The organism is Bifidobacterium sp. ESL0682, from assembly GCF_029392815.1.
Classification (GTDB): Bacteria; Actinomycetota; Actinomycetes; order Actinomycetales; family Bifidobacteriaceae; genus Bifidobacterium.
Map to the genome: position 1 here is coordinate 1,560,693 of NZ_CP113942.1, position 19,746 is coordinate 1,580,438.

Below are 19,746 nucleotides of genomic sequence, written 5' to 3' on the forward strand. Positions count from 1 at the left end.
GGTTGGAGGCCACATTTGAATGAGCCGCTAACTAAATTAGGAAGCGTTCAGTCGCTTTAGTCGACCGACTTCAGCGCTTCGAGCATGTCGAGGCGCTTGAGCTTCGAGTTGACGAACCAGCCCAGCGCGGCGGTGATGAGGCCGACCACGACCAGCGGGACCACGAACGCAAGCCAGATGATTGACGGGTCGAACATCACATCGTCCGGCGGGACGGCGGTAATGATGTAGCGATGCAGCCACGCGCCGAAACCGTAGCCGACGAAGATGCCGAGCACGGAGAGCAGAATCGTTTCGCGGTAGATGTACATCGTCGTCTCGCGGTTGTAGAAGCCAAGCACCTTGATGGTGGAAAGCTCGCGGACGCGCTCGGAAACGTTGAGGTTGGTGAGGTTGTAGAGGATGACCACGCCGAGCATGGTCGCCACGATGATCAGCACCCACATGATCTGGTTCAAAGCCTTGACCACGACGTCAATCTGGTGCATGAGCGTCGTGTTCTGCACCACGCCTTCGATGCCGCCGAGCCGCATGAACGAGGCCGATTGGCGTTTGGTGTTCGCGACGCTGCCGTCCTTCAAGGTGACCATATAGGCGTTGGTCTTGTAGCGTTGCCCGAACACGGAACGGTAGGCCGAAGGGCTCATCATCATGAAGTGGCCTAGGTACATCTCGCAGACGCCAGAGACCTTGACGTGGTAGGTCTTGCCTGCACCGTCTTGAAGTCGACGGTGTCGCCCTTCTTGGCGTGCACAAGGTTCGCGAACCGTTCGGAAATCACCGCGCCGTTCGAATCCAACGAAATCGGGTGGTGGCCTTGGCGCGTGTTGAGTTTGATGTACTCGTCGAAGCTCGAGGTATCACGCGGCACGAGCATGGTGACGGACTGCTTGTCGCCATTGCGACCGGCGACCTTGCTCACCGATTCATAGTGGACCGGCAGCGAGCGTTGAATGTCCGATTTCTCGAGCCGTGTATCGATAGCCTTGCGCTGGGAATCCGTGACATTCGTATTTTCCGCAGCGATGAGATTGTAGTGCATCACGCCGCCGAACTGATGCTCGTTGATGCCCGAAATCGAGCCCTGAACTGCAAAACCGGCAGTCAACAGCGCCACGGAGCCACATACGCCGAAAATGGTCATGAACATGCGCTGCTTGTAGCGGAAGATGTTGCGCGCGGTCACCTTGTGGGTGAAGTTCAGATGGTTCCAAATGAACGGTATGCGTTCCAGCAGAATCTTCGATCCGGCGCTCGGCGGCTTGGGCAGCATGAGCGCAGCCGGCCGTTCCTTGAGCTCGCGGGCGGCGCTCCACACCGCGGGCACCACGGCGCTCAGCATGGCGAGCACGATGGCAAGCAACGTGACCTGCCAGTGGAAGCCAAGATGAATGACCGGCACGTTGAAGCCAATCTTGTAGGCGTTGTAGACAATCATCGGCAGCAGCGTATGGCCGGTGAAGATGCCGATAATAGCGCCCAGAATCGAGGCGGCAAAGCCGTAGACCACGAACTTCTTCATCACGTCGCGGTCGGAATACCCCAGGCCTTTGAGCGTGCCGGCGTTGATGCGCTCCTCGTCGACGAAACGGGTCATTGTGGTGAACGTGACCAGCGCTGCGACCAAGTACATGAAGTAGGGGAAGATGTGCGAGAGCGAATCGACAATCACCGAAACGGAATCATAGATCTTGTAGCCATCAGAGCCCGGTGTCTCGCGCTTGGAATCCACGGAATAGACCGGATCTTCCACGGCGTTCAGCATAGCTGTGGCGTCGTTGAGCTTGCTTTCGGCGTCCTTGATCTTCTGCTGCGTGCCCGGCTCGGCCTGATCGAATTGCGCCTTCTTGGTGTTGTATTCGTTGGTTTTATTGGTCAGCTCGGTTTGCGCGGCGTCAATCTGCGCCTGGGCCTGCTTCTGCTTGGCGGCCAGCTCCTGCTGCGATTGCTGGACCTTGGCTCGTGCCTGCGTAAGTTGGGCCGCCGCCTGGTCGAGTTTGGTCTTGGCCGCAGCCAGTTGCTGCTGCTTCTGGACCAGCTGGGTGTTGCCGGCATCCGCTTGGGCTCGTTTGGTGTTGAGCTGGGCCTGCGCCGCCTGCACCTGGGCAATGCCCGGGTTGTAGGTGCCGTTGATGAACGCATCACGGCCCTGGCTCGCCTCTGTCGACTTTTGCGCCACAACCTTAGCCTGAGCGTTCAACTGAGTCTGTTGAGCTTTCAGCTGAGCAAGCTCACCCTCTAATTTTGCCTGATCGGAGGACGACACGGCGCCACTACTCAATTGCTTGTTGACAGCATCAATCTGCCCCTGAACCACAACAATCCCCAGCTTGACGGATTGTTGCGCGGCTGCAGCCTGCGTCACCGCGTCATCGGCCTGTTTTTGCCTACCGCAAGTTTGGCTGAGGTATCGTCAATCTGCGATTGCCCGGTTTTCAGTTGCGTATAGGCGTCGTTGACCTGCTGCTGCGCTGCCGTGACCTGTGGCACAGAGGCATCGTACTGCTGTTTGTTGGTGTTGTAGTCGTTCTGCCCCTGCGTGATCTTGGCTTGGGCCGCCACTATCTGCTGCTGCGCCGAAGCCACCTGAGTGGCGAGCTGTTGCTTGGAATCGGCCAACTGCTGGTTGCCATTGTCCAGCTGCGTTTTGCCGTCGGCCAGTTGCTGGCGCGCATTGTCGAGCTGTTGCTTGGCATCCGCGACCTGCTGCCGGCCGGAGTCGATCTGCGGCTTGACCTGGTTCTCGATGCTCTGCCGCCGCGCCTTGGGCCGCCCGGCGAGAATCTTGTCGAGCGCCTTCTTGTGCTCCTGCAGTTTGTCGTTGTACTGGGAAGAATAGTGGTCTCGCATGTGGTCGAGATCGGTGTAGGTCAGGCGGGCAATCATATAATCGTCGGATTTGAAGGCACCTGGCGTCACCACCGCGTAGCCGTCGAGCGACCCAGAACCGGAAGTCGAAGGCCCCATATTTACCGAGCTCAAAATCTCGGTGGAATCGACGACACCGACGACTTTGAAACTGTCGCGACGCAAGACCTTACGCCCCAGCGCATCTGGCTTTTCGCTCAAACGCAGCGTCGAGCCGATGGGATATTGGCTCTTATGTGCAGAATCGATGGCTGTCTCACGCGCATTCTTGGGCATGCGCCCGGCCACGAGATGGTAGGTGGAAACGTCTTTCGGCGCGGAAAGCACACGAACGCTTTCATCGCTGTTGCGGATGACGACATCTTTCAGATACCCGTATTCAATGCGCGAGGCCCCGGGAGCCTTGTCAATCTGCTGCCTATCGGCCTTGTCGAGCCCGTAACTCGAAATAACGCTCAAATCGGCCAGATGGTGCTCGGCAAAGTAGGCGTTGCCCGTGTCTCGCATATCCGGCCCGGAAACCGTGAGCCCCACCAGTGCGAAGGAACCCAGCGCCACGAGGCAAACGATGGAGAAGAAACGGCCTTTCGATTTCGAGAAGGCCTGACGGATGTCGCGCCACAGCATGCGCTTGGAAGTACGAGACCGCGAAGTCTCAGAATCCATAGTGTTATCGTTCGCCATGCCTGTCACCACTCGATGTCATCGATATCGGCCGGCGTCTCATGCCGTTCGACGGACTGCACCCGCGAATCGCGCATATGGATGACACGGTCGCCAATCGGCGCGATGGCGGCGTTGTGGGTGACGATGATGACGGTGGAACCGAACTCGCGCGACTGGTCCTGCAGAATGCGCAGCACCTGCTTGCCGGTGTTGTAGTCCAACGCGCCGGTCGGCTCGTCGCACAGCAGAATCTTCGGTTTCTTGGCCACGGCGCGGGCAATGGCCACGCGCTGTTGCTCGCCGCCGGAAAGCTGGGCCGGGAAATTGTCAAGTCGGTTCTCGAGGCCAACATCAATGAGCGTCTGCGTCGGGTCGGCCGCGTGCGGCACAATTTCGGCGGAAAGCTCGACATTTTCGCGCGCGGTCAGATTGGAGACGAGATTATAGAACTGGAAGACGAAGCCGACGTCGTAACGCCGGTAGGTCGTAAGCTGCCGAGCGTCGTATTGCGCGATATCGTTGCCGTCGATGACGACTTGCCCGGAATCGCAGGTGTCCATGCCGCCAAGGATGTTCAAAAGCGTCGATTTTCCAGCGCCGGACGCGCCCAAAATGACCACGAGCTCACCGCGTTCGATGGAGAAACTGACGTCGTGATTCGCATAAATCGTCGTGTCGCCGGTCTTGTACTGCTTCGTCTCGCCCCGTACCTCGATATATGCCATCTCAACCCTTCCGCGCTTCGTCGGCACCGACACGTCAATGCCCCATGACGCGCCTATCTTCAATCTCGATGATAACGTTTTGCGCGGATTATACGCACTACATATTGTTCTTCTAGCGTTTGGAATTATTCAAATAATTACGCAAAAATCATTTATTTAGATGAACATAATACATTTACTGAAAATCGTCTTGAATTCGGCATTAGCATAACGTTTTCCATAAATACGCCGCAGCCCTTCATTAAGCCCATACGACCACATGTACCTTATGCGCATATGTCCCGAAAACTAGATACGAGGTTGCGAATTTTGTATTGCAAGGTTACTATATTGATTTCGGTAAGAGAATCACAGTTCGCCGTCCCCCAGTCGAGATGGCGTTTTTCTATCACGTTTAGGGTTAGGTTTGGTCATGGGTCTCATCACGCGTATCGTTTCAGCCGCATTGTGTATTACAATGGCATCGAATATCGTACCCCCCGCAATCGCGTGACACTCCAGTAAGCCCCACCTCCACATCCGCCGCCGCACCGTCGCGGCCGGCATCCGGCAATCCCCCGGTTCAGACCGCCCGACACAGCCAACCCCCTTTCGCTTCGGTTTCAGAATCCGCTTCCTCCAGTGCCTCACTCAGGCCAGTCACAGCCGAGCTTCGCGCAGCAACATCGCCCGTCGCGGCCACGCGCAAGGCCGAATCCAACGTCAGCAGTAGCACGACCGGTTCCGAAGACACTGCACCATCGAAATCCAAGACCGGCGAATCGTCTCACGAGGCGAAGCACACCGCGTCAACATCCCCTGCCGTTTCCAGCCGCACGGCGCCGTCCGGCACCGAAGCCGTGGCGCAGACGTCTCTCCCGGCAGCGCCGACAACCCCCGTCACCGGCCAGCCGTCGCTGACGGCGCCCCGGAGCCCCGTGGCGGGTGCCACGGCACCGCTGCAGGCCCGGCCGCAATCCCAGGCCGGGAATCCTTCCGCATCCGCGACGCCACAGGCATCGGGACAGCCAAACAAGCCGATGCCCCCAGAACAGACAGCACAAAACAGCCAAACACCAGCACCATCGCCCCTGCTCCGCTCGAACCCCTCTCCCGGACCGCGTGGCGCCTGCACGGCGGGCAGCGGCAATTTCGGTGGCATCCCCTGGCAGCTCGGCAGCGACTGCACCCTCACCCTGAACGGCGGCACCTCGAACCACAACGGCATCCGCCCCTGGGAGTCGGACATCAACAACATCACCCGCATCGTCATCCAAGGCCACCTCACCGTCAACCTCCAATACAACGTCTACAACCCCAACATAGGCAATTCTGACGGGAGCAACGGCGGGCGCATGAGCGGCGGCCTGTTCTCGGAGATGGCCGGCCTGCAACGCTTCGAGATGGCGCCCGGCGCCACCCTCACCCTCAACAACCGCACCTGGCGAGGTACCGACGGACAGAACCACTACACCGATGGCGCCACCTATCTCTTCTACGGCGATTCCAGCCTGACCAGCGTGGACACCACCGGCTGGGACACCAGCCAGACCACCGACATGAGCGGCATGTTCGACGGCTGCGCCAGCCTCACGTCCCTCGACCTGCACAACCTGAACACCCTGCAGGTCGGCACCCACGCCAACGACTACGGCCAGACCGGCAGCATGAGCTCCATGTTCTTCGGCGACACCGCACTGACCAGCCTCAACCTCACCGGCTGGGACACTCGCAACGTCACCAACATGAGCTTCATGTTCGGCAGCTGCGAGAGCCTCGCCGGCCTCGACCTCGGCAGCTTCAACACCGGCAACGTCACCAACATGGACGGCATGTTCGACGACTGCGAGAGCCTGACCTCGCTCGACCTCAGCAACTTCAACACCAGCAAAATCGCCAACCACGTCATCGGTGGCGGCCCCGTCGGCACTCTCGGCACCGACGGCGTGAGCGCCATGTTCTGGGACTGCAGGAACCTGAGGACGCTGAACCTCGACGGATGGGACCTCCACAACGTCTTCAGCCTCGGCTCTTCCAGCACTTCGAACCCACTGTTCCTAAGATGCGAGAACCTGACCACGATCAGCATGCGGAACTGGAACATCCGCTACACCGACATCAGCTACCTGTTCGCCGGACTGGAAAACCTCACCTCGGTCGACACGACCGGCTGGGACACCACCTACAGCTCAAGCATGACCGGCCTGTTCCAGGGATGCGACAAGCTCGCCGTCCTCGACCTCACCAGCCTCGACACCACCAACATCAGCAACCCCTCGAACCCGGGCGAGGCCAACATGCTGCCCAGGAACCTGAAGAAGCTCACCCTGGGCGCCAGGACCATGCTCAACACGTCCGCCTTCTACAACGTCGACCCGTCCCACCTGTGGCGAGACACCCCGTCCGGGCCCTGCCAGGCGCCCGCCTACAAGCTCAAGGACATCGCCGTCGATGCCAGCGGCACGTTCTACCGCGACGACACCATCCCCACCTGCCTGGTCATCAGCTACAGCCTCGGCGAGGCCACCGGCACCCCGCCCGCCGGCAGCACCTTCGACACCACCACCGCGGGGGCCTCGTTCACCGCCGCCAGACCCACCGGCGCCGCCAACCCCGCCGGCAAGCTCTTCGCCAACTGGCAGGGCACGTGGCAGGGCAGCACCATCAGCTGCACCGCCGGAGGGGCCTGCGCCACCGCCGCCCTGCACCAGATCGGCTCGCTCACCCTCACCGCCCAATGGAAGGCCATCACCATGTCCATCGGCGATGTCGCCCTCACCGGCAGCAGCACAACACCCACCGTCGGCTTCAAGGTGTCCGGCGCGCCCGACGGCGGCACCACGACCGTGACCACCAACCACTACACCACCACGTGCACGAGCCCCGCCTCATGCACGTTCGCCGGATGGCCCGTCAGCCGGCTCGAACCCAATTTCGGCGTCGCCTACCGGATCGACGCCGCCACCAGCATCACCGACCCGGCCACTGGCAAGACCGTCACCGCCAGCGCCCCCACCAGGACCGGCACCCTGCCCTACCTCGACGTCACCTTCAACATCAACGGCGGAACCGGCACTGCGCCAAGCCCTATCAAGGCCTTCATCTCCTATCCGCCAAACGCACCCGGGCAAGGCTCCATGGTCGCGCCGGCCTCCACCCCGATCTTCGACGGATGGAACACCGCAAAAGACGGCACCGGCACCGCCTACAAGCAAAACCAGCAACTCGCCTCCGGCCGTTACACGCTTTACGCGCAGTGGGTGGCGACATGCCACGGCAGCGGCACGAACGGCACCGCCCCCTGGAGCATCAGCAGCGACTGCACCCTCACCATCGGCAGCGGCACCGTCACAGCCAATGACCCCAACAGATACGGCACCGGTTCCGCCAACCCAGATTGGGGTATGTATTACTGGTATCACAAACCTGATTTCAGCTATCAAATCCTTCGGTCAACTTACCCAAAATATATCAAGCACATCGTCATCCAGGGGAACCTCATACTGAACACCGATAATTCAATATTCGGTGCTTCTTCAGCGTTTTTCTCGAATTTCTCATCCCTCAATGACTTCAAGATGGCCGAAGGAGCAACACTAACGTTTGAAGGAACGGCCACACGGTGGTTATTCATTAAAGAGCACACATTATCGAGCATCGACACCAGAGGTTGGAATACGAGCAAAGCTACCGACATGAGTGATATGTTCTCAGAATGCTACGCCCTGCAATCGATCGATTTGTCAACTTTCAACACCAGCGCCACAGTGGACTTCTCGAGTATGTTTTATGAAGACCAACAAATAACACAGCTCGACCTCAGTACTTTCGACACAACCCATACAATAGATAACGATCGTTTCGGCTCCTTCTTCCCCCGTTATCTAAAAAAACTAATTCTCGGGCCAAAGGCAACAATGCTGAGCAGCGGATACAACAGTCCCTTTAATTCCTATTCCTTCGACCAATCTCATACATGGCGGGAGAAGACGGACACCTCGTGCACGGGCTACGGCCCGGCAATGACGGTCGCCCAACTGGGCGTACGCGTGCAGACCGGCAACGGGAGGTTCATCCGCGACGACGTGACCCCGTCCTGCGCCACGCACGCCTACGACGCCAACGGCGGCACCGGCACGATAGCCGGCACCGGCATGGACACGACGTTCAACGCGGTCAGGATGACGGTCGCCCAACCCACGGCCCTCGCCAACCCGGACGGCCAGGTGTTCACCGAATGGAACAGCAAGACGGACGGCACGGGCGAGGCCCGGCAGCCCGGCGAGACGATCGACTACGCGCAGGGCTACGACGGCACCGTGACCTGGCACGCCCTCTGGACGCCGCTGGACCAGCCCGGCACGGTGCACCAACCGGTCGTGCACGCCCCGGCCGACGGCGCCACCACGGTCGACGTGTCCGTCGACGGGCCCGCCTCATACAAGGCCGGCGACACCCTCAGGACCACGGTCAACGGCACCGCCATGCCCGTCTACACCTACACGTCCGACGGGTCCGGCGGCACCTCAGGGCCCACCGGCATCGCCCCAGACGTCTTCCAGGCCCACATCGGCGACTACTTCACCATCAAAGTCGTCCACACCCGCACGGACCCCGCCACCGGCAGGACCGTGACCAGCGAGGCCAGCATGCTGGCCGACGGGATCCTGCCGTTCGTGTCCGTCAGCTTCGACACCAACGACGCCCACGGCGGCTCCGGCACCGCGCCCGCGCCCGCCCGGGCGCTCGTCGACACCGGCACCCACACCGCCCGGCCCGTCATGGCCAAGGCCGACGGCATGAACGGCTATGCCGACACGGGCGGCGCCAACCACGCCGTCCTCTCCGGCTGGAACGCCGACCCCGCCGCCACCGGCGGCGACCCCGCCTACACGCCCGGCCAGACCGCCGGCGTGGAGGGCGTGCCCGGGCAGACGATGACCATGACCGTCCTCCACGCCGTCTGGCACGAGCTCAGGACCCCCGCCGTCACCGGCATCACACGCGACGTGTCCACCAACCGGATCACCGTCACCGGCACCGGCCAGCCCTGGACCACCGATGACAGAATCGTCGTCTGCGACACCCCCGACGACGGCCACCTCGCCCAGGCCTGCTCCGACCCGATCACCCTCGACCCCAACGACGCCGCGGGCGCGCCCATAGCCTACGACGGCGGCCGGGACCACACCTGGTCCTACACCATCCCCGACACCCAGGCCGGCCGTCTCCGCGACGGCGGCGACTGGCACTTCACCGCCCGCCTCCAGGCCGCCGACCCCTACCGAGGCAACGGAACCGGCACCGCCAGCTCGCCCGATGCCAGCCTGACCACCAGGCTCGCCGGCACCTACCAGCACGCCCTCCCCTCACCGGCGGACAGCCCCAACAGCTCGCGACACTGCTCGCCCTAGGGCTGGGCGCCCTGCTCCTCCTGCTCGTGCCCGCCACCACCCTGCGCGACCGCCGCCGGGCACGACGCAACAGGTAAACCACCCTGGCGGTCGGACCGCACACGATCCGACCGCCAACCCGTCCGTGCGAAAACCCACAGCCTTCCGCACGGACGACAACCAAAAGACTTCCCGCCCGGAACCCAAACACCCTCCGGACGGGAACACCAACAAGGGACGGACGCCGATTAACCAACCAACCCAAAAACCCAACCGGCGCCCGCCCCACCCAACTTTCAACACCGCAGCTGCATCGATGTAACAAAAACGATTGAACGAGTCTTAATTTTGCTTTACAGCCGCAAAGCCATCTACTGGGCGAATCAGAGGCCTTATTTCACTTGGCTACGTAGCCAACACCAAAAGCACAGACTTTTAATACATGTTTTTTACCCCACGAAAATACATCCAATGTTCTGTTATACTCTATTTAGAGTCATATATACTGACAAATGACTTTTATTTAGCAAAGGCAGTCATCATGGCACAGGCAACAGTCAATCAAACGCGTATACAGATCCGCACCAGCAAAACCCTCAAGGATCAGGCGACAGAGGTGTTCGCCGACATGGGCATCGACCTGACTGCGGCCATTAACATGTTTCTTTCGCAAGCGGTCAAAGAGGGCGGCATGCCCTTCAAGCCGATGGCGCTCACCCCCTCGAAAAAGCCGTGCGCAAGGCAGAAAACAGCGGCTTCGTCTATGCGGGAGACGCGGATGCGGCGCAAAGGATGATCGAACATGTATGAGATCTCGTTCTCAAACGAGTTCCTGCGCGATGTCAAGAAACTCAAAAAGAAACATTACGACCTGAGCAAGCTCTACTACGTGTTCCATGTTCTTTCGAGCAATGACGCGGAGACGCTGCGCCGCAAATATCGAGATCATCAACTCAAGGGAAGCCTCAAAGACTATCGCGAGTTGCACATCGCCGCAGACTGGCTGCTCATCTACCGCGTCGAAGGTAGCGTCTTGCTCATCACCCTCATGTGCACCGGCAGCCACGACGAGCTGTTGCGATAGTCACGGGCCAATCAACGGCGATATTGAATCATTCTTTGTTCAGAGACAAAACTCAATTTTATAATTGCAGCCCACTGTCGACGTGGGCGAAATCGGGGACCTTGTTCCACTTGACGGTGTAACCGGCGCCGTGGGCGCAGAAGACCGAATCTGGGGTGTTTTCAAGATCCGTTTCTGGATTGTAGGCGGTTTGTTTGATGACTTCATCAGCATTATGGCAGGGGTGGTAACCCGCGAAAACGCAAGTCAACGAGCCGCGGCCGTGGGTGTAGGAGTTGACATCCATCGAGTAGTCGCGCATTTCGGAAACCGGCGCGCGGCCCTCCAATTCAGCATAATCACCGTCGGATTTCGGAGCATCGAAGCTGCCGCTCATCCGCTGGATATCGGCCATCGCGCGACCCAGCATGTCCTGCGGGACCTCCAGACGGAAGCTGTACCACGGCTCCAGCAGCCGGCACTCCCCTCGCGTCTTGAGCTCCATCAAGCCTTGCCGCACCGCACGATAGGTCGCCTCGCGGAAATCTCCGCCTTCGGTATGCTTCTCGTGGCCACGGCCGGCAATGAGAGAAATCTTCATATCCGTAATCGGCGAACCGGTGAGGACGCCAAGATGTTCCTTCTCACGAAGGTGGGTCAAGATCGCTCGCTGCCAGTTGCGGTCGAGGTCGTCAAGACTGCAACGCGACTCGAAATGCAGACCGCTGCCGGGATCTGCCGGTTCGAGCAGCAGATGAACCTCGGCGTAATGGCGCAATGGCTCGAAATGGCCGATTCCCTCGACCGGAGCGGTGATAGTTTCGCGATAGAGAATGCCGCCAGGACCGAAATGAACATCGATGCCGAAGCGGTCGTGCATCATCTGCGTGATGATCTCGACCTGCACCGCGCCCATCAGCTGCACATGAATCTCGCCAAGCCGCGCCACCCAACGCACGTGCAGCGCCGGGTCCTCGTCCTCGAGCGTGCGCAGCGCCACCAGAATCTTGTGCAACTCCGGCGTGACTTCGGTAGGCTTGGCAGACTGCTCGGCCGATGACGAATCATCGTTTTGTGATTCATCAACATCGGTCTGCCCATCGTCACCATCATCTGCCTTACCGGGCAGCACCGTATAGGTCAGCACTGGCTGCAATACAGCTTCACCGGCATCGGCCTCGAATCCCAAACCTTCTCCCGGGAAGGTTTGCGTCAGCCCTGTCACCGCGCATACATCACCGGCCGAGGCCTCGTCTGCCAGCTCAAACTTTGTTCCGGAATACCGCCGAATCTGATCGACTTTCTCTTGCCAAGGTTCGGTGCCGGATTCAGTTGAGTTGTCTTCTTTACCCCTATTCGTCAACGTTGCCTTGACCTTGAGCGAGCCGCCGGTAACCTTGAGCCAGGTGAGGCGATTGCCCTGCTCATCGTGCGAAATCTTATAGACGCGAGCGCCGAAGTCGTTGGGACAACTCCCCTGCTTCGTAAAGCGTTCCAACCCGGCAAGAAACTCGTCAACGCCTTCAAGCTTCAGCGCAGAACCTGAATAGCACGGGAAAAGTTGACGCTTGGCAACCATCGAACGCAGGGTGTCATCTGAAATCTTTCCGCCATCCAGAAGCTCATCCATCGCAGAGCCGCTCTCATCAAGCAACGCGACTTCTTCCTGCTCGCCCGGCTCGACGTCACCTTCGAAATCAACGCATCCTTCGGAAAAGCGCTGTCGCATCTGCGCGATGAGCCCAGCCTTATCGGCACCAGCGGCGTCCATTTTGTTGATGAAAATAAACGTAGGCACGTTGTAGCGAGCCAACAGTCGCCACAAGGTTTCGGTATAGCCTTGCAACCCATCGTTGGCGCCGACAACAAGGATTGCGTAATCCAATACCCGCAGCGTCCGTTCCATCTCGGCCGAGAAATCGACATGGCCAGGGGTATCGAGCAAAGTGAATTCAAAGCCGTTCTCGCTTATACCGGCTTTCGAATTCCCGCCTTGCTTCACCGAAGTACTATCAGTATTGCCCGCATCGATATTGAGAATAGCTTGCTTCGAGAAAATGGTGATGCCGCGACGCTTTTCCATGGCATCAGTGTCGAGGAACGCGTCACCGTGGTCCACACGACCAAGCTTGCGAATCTCACCGGCGCGATACAGCATCGCCTCGCACAGCGTGGTCTTTCCCGCGTCCACATGCGCCGCGATTCCCACCACTGCTCGTCTCATCTGCCGCTCTCCCAATCACGCTCGCCGGTCATCTTCGACCAATCATAAAACGAGCCCTTCATCGGGGCGCGGCGCTGCAACATTTGAAAGCTCAATGAATCTGGCCTTTTTTGAGGAAGCTATGTAGCCGAAACGGCTCGTGTTTCAATCCAACACATTAATAAAGAATCCTCACATTAACCCACGCTTTGCGAAAACAGGTATGGTGGGGCGGCCCTAGGAATTGGGAAGAAAGGACAAGCGACACAGCTCCACCACACTGCTATGAGCTCCGGCTCTCCAGTAAAGCCAAACACTCGAATGATTATCCGAAAGACAGCACAAGGCCTTTAGCGAATCACCGTTGATAGTGTACCTCGTTTTTGCATTTTTCGCGACACTTCAAAGAAATTCGTCTCGAAATTTGAAAAGCAAAGGCTGCGACCATCTATTCATCGATGATCGCAGCCTTAAACAGCTTTCAAAAAGCCTTCGGGAACCTCACTCCGCGTACTTAGCGGGGTCGGCGGCGAAGCTCTTGGCGCAGTTGTCGCTGCAGAAGTAGTAGGTCTTGCCGTTGTAGTCTTGGCTGCCGGCGGCCGTCTTCGGGTCGATCATCATGCCGCAGACCGGGTCCTTGACAGTGCTGGCGCCGTTGTTCATGTTCATATCCATAGTGGTTCCTTCTTTCGCTTTCGCGGGTTGATTGGTTATGTTGTCTGATGTATCCGGAGACGCATCAACAGTTGGGGTGATTTGCAGCGCTTTCCTCGCCGATTCACTTGGCACCGGCGAAGCACCAGATTTCGTATCATGGGCCGATTCAGTAGCGGAGTCTGAAGAAGCACCCTTGAGCTCTATGTGACGCTCGCGGAGCTTAAAGGTAAAGCGACGCGGCTTGACCGTGGCCGGATTGAAGCCGCGCAGGCGATTCGCATTCAACACCACGGAAAGCGAGGAGAACGCCATCGCGGCGCCGGCAATCATCGGGTTCAGCATGATATGCCAAAGCGGGTAGAGGATGCCGGCGGCGACCGGAATGCCGATGCCGTTGTAGCCGAAGGCAAAACCGAGGTTCTGCTTGATGTTGCGCATGGCCGCGCGGGAGAGGTCGATGGCCGTCACCAAGCCGGTGAGGCTGCCAGAAACCAGCGTGATATCGGAGGATTCGATGGCCACATCCGTGCCGGTGCCGATGGCGAAGCCGACATCAGCGGCTGCGAGCGCCGGGGCATCGTTGATGCCATCACCGACCATGCCGACCGTATGCCCCTCGTTCTGCAAGCGCACGATTTCCTCGGCCTTGCGTTCAGGGCGAACACCTGCGATGACGCGGTCCACGCCCACTTCGTTGGCCATCGCGGTCGCCGTCGTTTTGTTGTCGCCGGTGAGCATGACCACTTGCAGGCCACGTTCGCGCAGTGCGGCGATGGCTTTGGCCGAATCCGGTTTGACGGTATCAGCTACGGCCAGCACGGCGACCAGCCTGCCATCTACAGCCGCCAGAATCGGGGTCTTGCCTTTTTGGGCATAGCTTGCGAACAGCTCTTCAACATGGCTTGATTCCGAATGCGTACGCTCGATGTCTGTTTTATTGACATCAGAGATATTTGTGTTGGTATCGTTCTTGGCAACAACGGCACCCTGTTGATTATCGTTCGTATGAGACGATACCGAAGCTGCGATGTTGCGACTGTTCATCAGTTCGGCATTGCCGACGATGACATCGTGGCCGCTTACTTTCGCCACTACCCCGCTGCCTGGCACAGCTTCGAACGAGTCCGCCTTCGGCACGGTGAGTTTGTGTTGCGCGACGCCTTTGACGATGGCTTGCGCGAGTGGATGCTCGGAAACCTGTTCGGCTCCGGCGATGAAAGAAAGCAGATGGTCCCGCTGCGTTTGCGCGTTGGCCTCGCGGCTGCCGCCGCTGCTGGCGGCATCCCCAATCCAGCCGATGTCGGTCAGCTCGGGCTGGCCACGAGTGATGGTACCGGTCTTGTCGAGCACGACGGTATCGACGTCGCGCGCGGTCTGCAACGCCTCGGCGGAACGGATGAGCACACCGTATCGCGCAGCTTTGCCGGTGGAGATCGTCACCGAAAGCGGGGTAGCGATACCCAACGCGCATGGGCAGGCGATAACCAAAACGGCCACGGCGGACACCAAACCGTACAGTCCTTGCGGCACAGGGCCGAACACCCACCAGATGACGAACGTCCAAATGGCAATCAGAATGACACCTGGCACGAAGTAGCCGGAGATCTTGTCGGCAAGCTTTTGAATCGGCGCTTTCGAGGTTTGGGCGGTGCGCACCAGCTTGATAATTTGAGCAAGAACCGTGTCTCGCCCGACCTTGGTGGCACGATATTGCAGCGTTCCGTTGCCGTTGATGGTGGCGCCGGTGACGGTATCGCCTTCGCCTTTCGAAACCGGAAGAGATTCGCCGGTAATCATGGATTCGTCGACGGAGGTCTGGCCCGAGATGACCGTGCCATCAACTGGCAGCTGCTCTCCCGGCTTGATGACGACGATATCGCCTACTTCGACCTGATCGGCGTTGACATCGAGTTCCTTGCCGTCACGCACGACATGTGCGGTTTTCGGCGTGAGATTGATCAGCGCACGAATCGATTCGCCGGTGCCAAGCCGCGCGTGGGCCTCGAGCAGTTGCCCCAGCAACATCAGCGTGATGATGGTGCCAACAGATTCGAAATATGGTTCACGGGCACTTGGCGGCAAAATACCGGGCGCGACGGTAACCACCACGCTATACGCATAGGATGCGGCGGTTCCCAGCGCTACCAGCGAGTTCATTTCCGGGGCACGATGCGCGAGCGCAAGCCAACCGGTGCGATGAATCGGCCAGCCGGAATAGAACATGACCGGCGTGATGAACACGAACTCGACCCAAGGATTGGTGAAGAAATCGATGACACCCATGGGAATGAACGCCTTCAACCACATATGGAACATGGCAAAGACGAACACCGGAATCGTCAGCACCGCAGCAACGATGAGCCGACGGTCGAGCGCCTTGATCTCAGCCTTACGCACCGCGTCCGGGTCATCTTCCCGGAATTGGCCTTTGTTTGCGGCAGGTCGCGCCTCCGACTGCTTACTGACTTGACTCATTGGTTACTCCGTATCATTCCCGCGCCGTACACCGTTTCAGCTTGTTTGTTCGAACTTCGTTTTGAACCCTATTGAATAGGATTTCGTTATTTTTCCATCGCCAATTGTTATATGCTGACCGGCGTTATCAATGTATCCGCAAATTTCTTGGATTCGATGAACTCAGCTTTTGTTCTTTCCGCCTTTCGGCAGCACATGCACGACGCCATGCAGCATGTTCATGCCGCAGGCATATGGCAGATCGCCAGGCTTCTTCGGCGTGAATTCGACATCGGTGGTCTTGAACGGCGGCAATGTCTGGTCAATGCCGAGGTCGCTGAAAACGACATGCGACGAGCATTCACCATCTTCTTGCCGATCGAATTGCAGACGTACCGGCGAACCAGCTTCCACGTCGATTTCGGCTGGCGTATAGCCACCCTTGACGACGATATGCGCCGTCTGCAAGGCACCCTCACGGCTGGCCTGAGCCGCCTTTCGAGGGGCGAAGAAATACCAGATAATGGCAATGCTCACCACCAGCGCCACCACAATCACTGCGATGTTGCCAACCATGTTCCCTCACATTCCGCTGCCCAAATCGCTTCCGGCAGCCTGGACGCATCTATTCGCTATAACTGAAACTCACCATACCCCCTAGGGTATATAGTGTCAATTATTCAGCTCAGCACCGTAACGAATAAGACACGGATGGGGGTACATGTATGGCAGGAAAGAAAGCACAGATGAAGCAGCAGACATCAAACGGCGAAAACAACATTGAGAAAGAAGCAGGCAATAACGGGACTTGCGAGCATTGCGCCGGCTCCAGCGTCGGCTACGTTCACGACAAGAAAAACTGGTCACCCGATTGCGCCGCATCGAAGGACAGGTGCGGGCGATTACTGCGATGGTTGAGAACGACACCTATTGCATCGACATCCTGACACAGATCGCCGCCTCAAACAGTGCACTGAAATCCGTGGCACTGCTGCTACTCGGCGACCATCTCAACAGCTGCGTAACGACGGCCGCAGCTAAAGGCGGGCCGGTCGCAGACGAAAAAATGGACGAGGCCATCGCCGCCATCACACGGTTGGTGAAATCCTGATTTGCCAATCCTCAAACGGACACAAAGATACCAGACGTATCGCCAAACCGTAGCCATCCACGCAAAAACAAGCAGCAATCTCAAAATGTCCTGATTCCTCCATCAGGTAAAGGAATCAGGACACGTTGTTATTTAATCTTGCCGGCGTTCGCCGACCAGCTAAGCGGTTCAGTCGAGACGAAACCCGCACTTACGCAGCAGCAAAACGCTCACTTCTTGCTGTCTGCGCGGGAGCGGCTGTAGATCATCTTCATCGAGCAGACGAAGATGATCAGCGCGCCGAAGATGACCAGACCACCGATGATGAACACATTGGCGTACGAGGACGCAGCGCCAGCGGGGGTTCCCGCGATACTGCCGCCACCCATGGAGGTCTTGGCCATCATCTGCCCGAAGAGCGCCACACCGATGGAACCGGTGATGGCCTGGACCAGGTCGTTGAAGCCGAGCGCACGTCCGGACTCCTCGGGTTCCACCGTCAACGTCGCGGTATCGACGATCGGCTGGTAGAAGAAGGAGGTGCCGAAGTAGTAGAGGCACGGCGCCACGGCGAGGGCCCAGATCTTGCCTGCGGGAATCAGGAACGCAATGGCGAGCAAACCGCTGCCCATGCAGGCCAAAGCAAGGATGATCGAGGCCTTGCGACCGATGCGCTGGATGATCGGGCCTGCGGCGAAGCCCATGATGGCGGCGAGAATGATCGACCAGACCAGCAGGTTGGAGACCTTGGAAGAGTCGATGCCGTAGACATTGAGGCCGATGTTGTTGACGCCGGCATTCAGGGTGTAGCTGAAGAAGTAGCCGACGAAAATGACGGTCATGGTCACGGCGAAGGCCGGATTGGTGAGCATCTTCGGGGTGATGAACGGCTTCTTGGCCTTGTTGATGTAGATCACGAACGCCACGAGCGTGAGAATGCAGGCGGCGCCCCAGCCCCAGTTCATATCAGTGAAGAACATGGTCACGGCACCTGCGAACAAGCCGATGAGTGTGAAGCCGACACCGTCGATGTGGGCACCCTTCGCATGCTGGTCAGGAAGGTTCTTGGCCAGGGCAGGCAGGAAGAGGACCGCGATGATGCCGATGCCGAAGAGCCAACGCCAATCAATCAGGGTCATATAGCCCGCGAGGAAAACACCCAGCGCGGCGGCGATGCGGAAGACGGCCACGAAGACGCCGTACCAGATCACGCGCTTGCGCTTTTCGACGTATTTGGAGACCAGCACCAGGAAGATGGAGCCGGAGACCTGCCAGCCGATGGACTGCAAGACGCGGGCCGCGATGACGATCCAGATGCTATAGGTGCCGAAGCAACCAAGCACCGAACCCAGGATGAAGACGATGGTGCCGAGGCAGACCATCTTCTTCAACGATACGAAATCGCCCAGCGAACCATAGATGACGCTCACGATGCCCAGTACAATACCCGGGATCGAGGTAATCAGCGGCGCAAGCCCAGGCTGGCCAAGCTGCTTGCCGATGTTGACATAGACCATGCCGAACGCCTGCTGTTGCAGCACGCCCAATGTGAACAGGGCCAAAATGACCGGGATGGCGACTTTCGCCATCTTGTTCATTTTCTCGAACTCCGGGGTCCCCTCCTCGGGAACCGGTATTCCGTTGGTCTGCTCCTTGACTGCTGTATCAGTCATGTACTTTCCTTTCCCTTCGAAAAGTATTGTTTTTATTGTTGTTCCCGTTCAACGGCTGCGATTCGTTGGACGAAACGTTTACGGAACCGATCGACGTCCACGTCCACGCAGACGCTGACGTTGTGGTTGCCGCTGATGGTGCCGTCGTAGTCGACCACGGTGGCACCAAGGGTCAGAGGACTGGAAATCTCCACATCCACGAAGGCGTCGCGCATGGTGAACAGGTCGGGTTCAACCATGGCCAGCGCGGCGGAAGGATCATACATCTTGATGCCGTTTTCAATGTGGCCGCCGTCGTAGGAACGGAACAGCGCGCCGATCATCATGCCGACTTCGCCGGTTTCTTCCATGCGTTCCAGATCGTCGACCACCAAGTGCGCCTTGCGGCCGATATCAAGCCCCACCATGGTGATGGGCAGGCCGGAGCGGAAGACCATTTTCGCGGCTTCCGGATCCACCGAGATGTTGAATTCGCCGTAGACGCCGATATTGCCTCGGCTGGTCGAGCCGCCCATCATCACGATGCGTTCGACATGTTCCTTGACTTCTGGGAACGTGGCGAAAAGCAGTGCGATGTTGGTCAGCGGACCAAGCGTGAGGAGAGTAACCGGCTCTTCACTTTCCATCAGGACGCGGCGCTCTTCCAAAACCGCATTGTTGACGGTCAACAGCGATGTGTCAGGCGCCGGAAAATCGAACATGCCCATGCCGCCCTTGCCATGCGCTTCGGTGGCGAAACGGTTCTCACGCATCAAAGGCGCCACAGCACCCTTGGCAACGGGAATCCTACGGCCGAGGAAGGTCAGCAGTTTCAACGCGTTGTTGGTGGTGTGCCCGACGCCGACGTTGCCGGAGACCGAGGCGATGAGCTTGATATCGACGCTGGGCTCGCCCACCAGAAGAGTGATGGCGGCGGCGTCATCGATGCCGGGGTCGGTGTCGATGATCAATGGTTTTGGTTGTTGGGTATTCATG

At 58.8% G+C, this 19,746-nt stretch carries 12 protein-coding genes and 1 pseudogene; 4 read left to right on the forward strand and 9 right to left on the reverse strand.

The features are described 5' to 3' along the window. Positions 1 to 56: 56 nt before the first annotated feature. From OZX57_RS06680 to OZX57_RS06700, 5 genes are all read right to left on the reverse strand, one after another. Positions 57 to 653, reverse strand: coding sequence for an ABC transporter permease (locus OZX57_RS06680; RefSeq protein WP_277161910.1), 597 nt, complete (start codon positions 651 to 653; stop codon positions 57 to 59). 8 nt (positions 654 to 661) lie between these two features. Next, positions 662 to 2,365, reverse strand: a complete 1,704-nt coding sequence (locus OZX57_RS06685) for an FtsX-like permease family protein (protein ID WP_277161911.1) — start codon at positions 2,363 to 2,365, stop codon at positions 662 to 664. Next, on the reverse strand, positions 2,362 to 3,552 hold the full coding sequence (locus tag OZX57_RS06690; RefSeq protein ID WP_277161912.1) for a hypothetical protein: 1,191 nt from the start codon (positions 3,550 to 3,552) through the stop codon (positions 2,362 to 2,364). The genes OZX57_RS06685 and OZX57_RS06690 overlap by 4 nt, the downstream gene beginning before the upstream one ends. Positions 3,553 to 3,557: 5 nt before the next feature. After that, positions 3,558 to 4,259, reverse strand: coding sequence for an ABC transporter ATP-binding protein (locus OZX57_RS06695; RefSeq protein ID WP_277161913.1), 702 nt, complete (start codon positions 4,257 to 4,259; stop codon positions 3,558 to 3,560). A gap of 562 nt (positions 4,260 to 4,821) precedes the next feature. Continuing rightward, positions 4,822 to 4,992, reverse strand: a complete 171-nt coding sequence (locus tag OZX57_RS06700) for a hypothetical protein (RefSeq protein WP_277161914.1) — start codon at positions 4,990 to 4,992, stop codon at positions 4,822 to 4,824. Between the two features lie 184 nt (positions 4,993 to 5,176). Between OZX57_RS06700 and OZX57_RS06705 the strand changes: the two genes are divergently transcribed. The 3 genes from OZX57_RS06705 (at position 5,177) to OZX57_RS06715 (ending at position 10,715) form a co-directional block, all read left to right on the forward strand. Continuing rightward, a complete protein-coding gene (locus OZX57_RS06705; RefSeq protein WP_277161915.1) occupies positions 5,177 to 9,652 on the forward strand; it encodes a BspA family leucine-rich repeat surface protein in 4,476 nt (1,491 codons plus the stop codon). 520 nt (positions 9,653 to 10,172) lie between these two features. After that, positions 10,173 to 10,427, forward strand: a complete 255-nt coding sequence (locus OZX57_RS06710; RefSeq protein ID WP_277161916.1) for a type II toxin-antitoxin system RelB/DinJ family antitoxin — start codon at positions 10,173 to 10,175, stop codon at positions 10,425 to 10,427. A gap of 6 nt (positions 10,428 to 10,433) precedes the next feature. Beyond that, positions 10,434 to 10,715: a type II toxin-antitoxin system YafQ family toxin gene (locus OZX57_RS06715; RefSeq protein ID WP_277161917.1), complete on the forward strand. Its 282-nt coding sequence runs from the start codon at positions 10,434 to 10,436 to the stop codon at positions 10,713 to 10,715. Between the two features lie 58 nt (positions 10,716 to 10,773). Here the strand turns inward: OZX57_RS06715 and OZX57_RS06720 are convergent, their stop codons facing one another. Beyond that, positions 10,774 to 12,918, reverse strand: a complete 2,145-nt coding sequence (locus tag OZX57_RS06720; RefSeq protein WP_277161918.1) for a TetM/TetW/TetO/TetS family tetracycline resistance ribosomal protection protein — start codon at positions 12,916 to 12,918, stop codon at positions 10,774 to 10,776. 480 nt (positions 12,919 to 13,398) lie between these two features. Further along, positions 13,399 to 16,584 (reverse strand): annotated as a pseudogene (locus OZX57_RS06725) (heavy metal translocating P-type ATPase). A gap of 241 nt (positions 16,585 to 16,825) precedes the next feature. Between OZX57_RS06725 and OZX57_RS06730 the strand changes: the two are divergent. Then, entirely contained in the window at positions 16,826 to 17,119 is a 294-nt protein-coding gene (locus tag OZX57_RS06730; protein WP_277162973.1) for a metal-sensitive transcriptional regulator, read from the forward strand. 209 nt (positions 17,120 to 17,328) lie between these two features. Here the strand turns inward: OZX57_RS06730 and OZX57_RS06735 are convergent, their stop codons facing one another. Together OZX57_RS06735 and OZX57_RS06740 are read right to left on the reverse strand one after the other, a co-directional pair. Beyond that, the gene (locus tag OZX57_RS06735; protein WP_277161919.1) at positions 17,329 to 18,771 is read right to left on the reverse strand and encodes an MFS transporter; all 1,443 of its coding nucleotides are present in this window, start codon (positions 18,769 to 18,771) and stop codon (positions 17,329 to 17,331) included. 32 nt (positions 18,772 to 18,803) lie between these two features. Continuing rightward, positions 18,804 to 19,745, reverse strand: coding sequence for a nucleoside hydrolase (locus OZX57_RS06740; RefSeq protein WP_277161920.1), 942 nt, complete (start codon positions 19,743 to 19,745; stop codon positions 18,804 to 18,806). Between the last annotated feature and the right edge of the window lies 1 nt (position 19,746).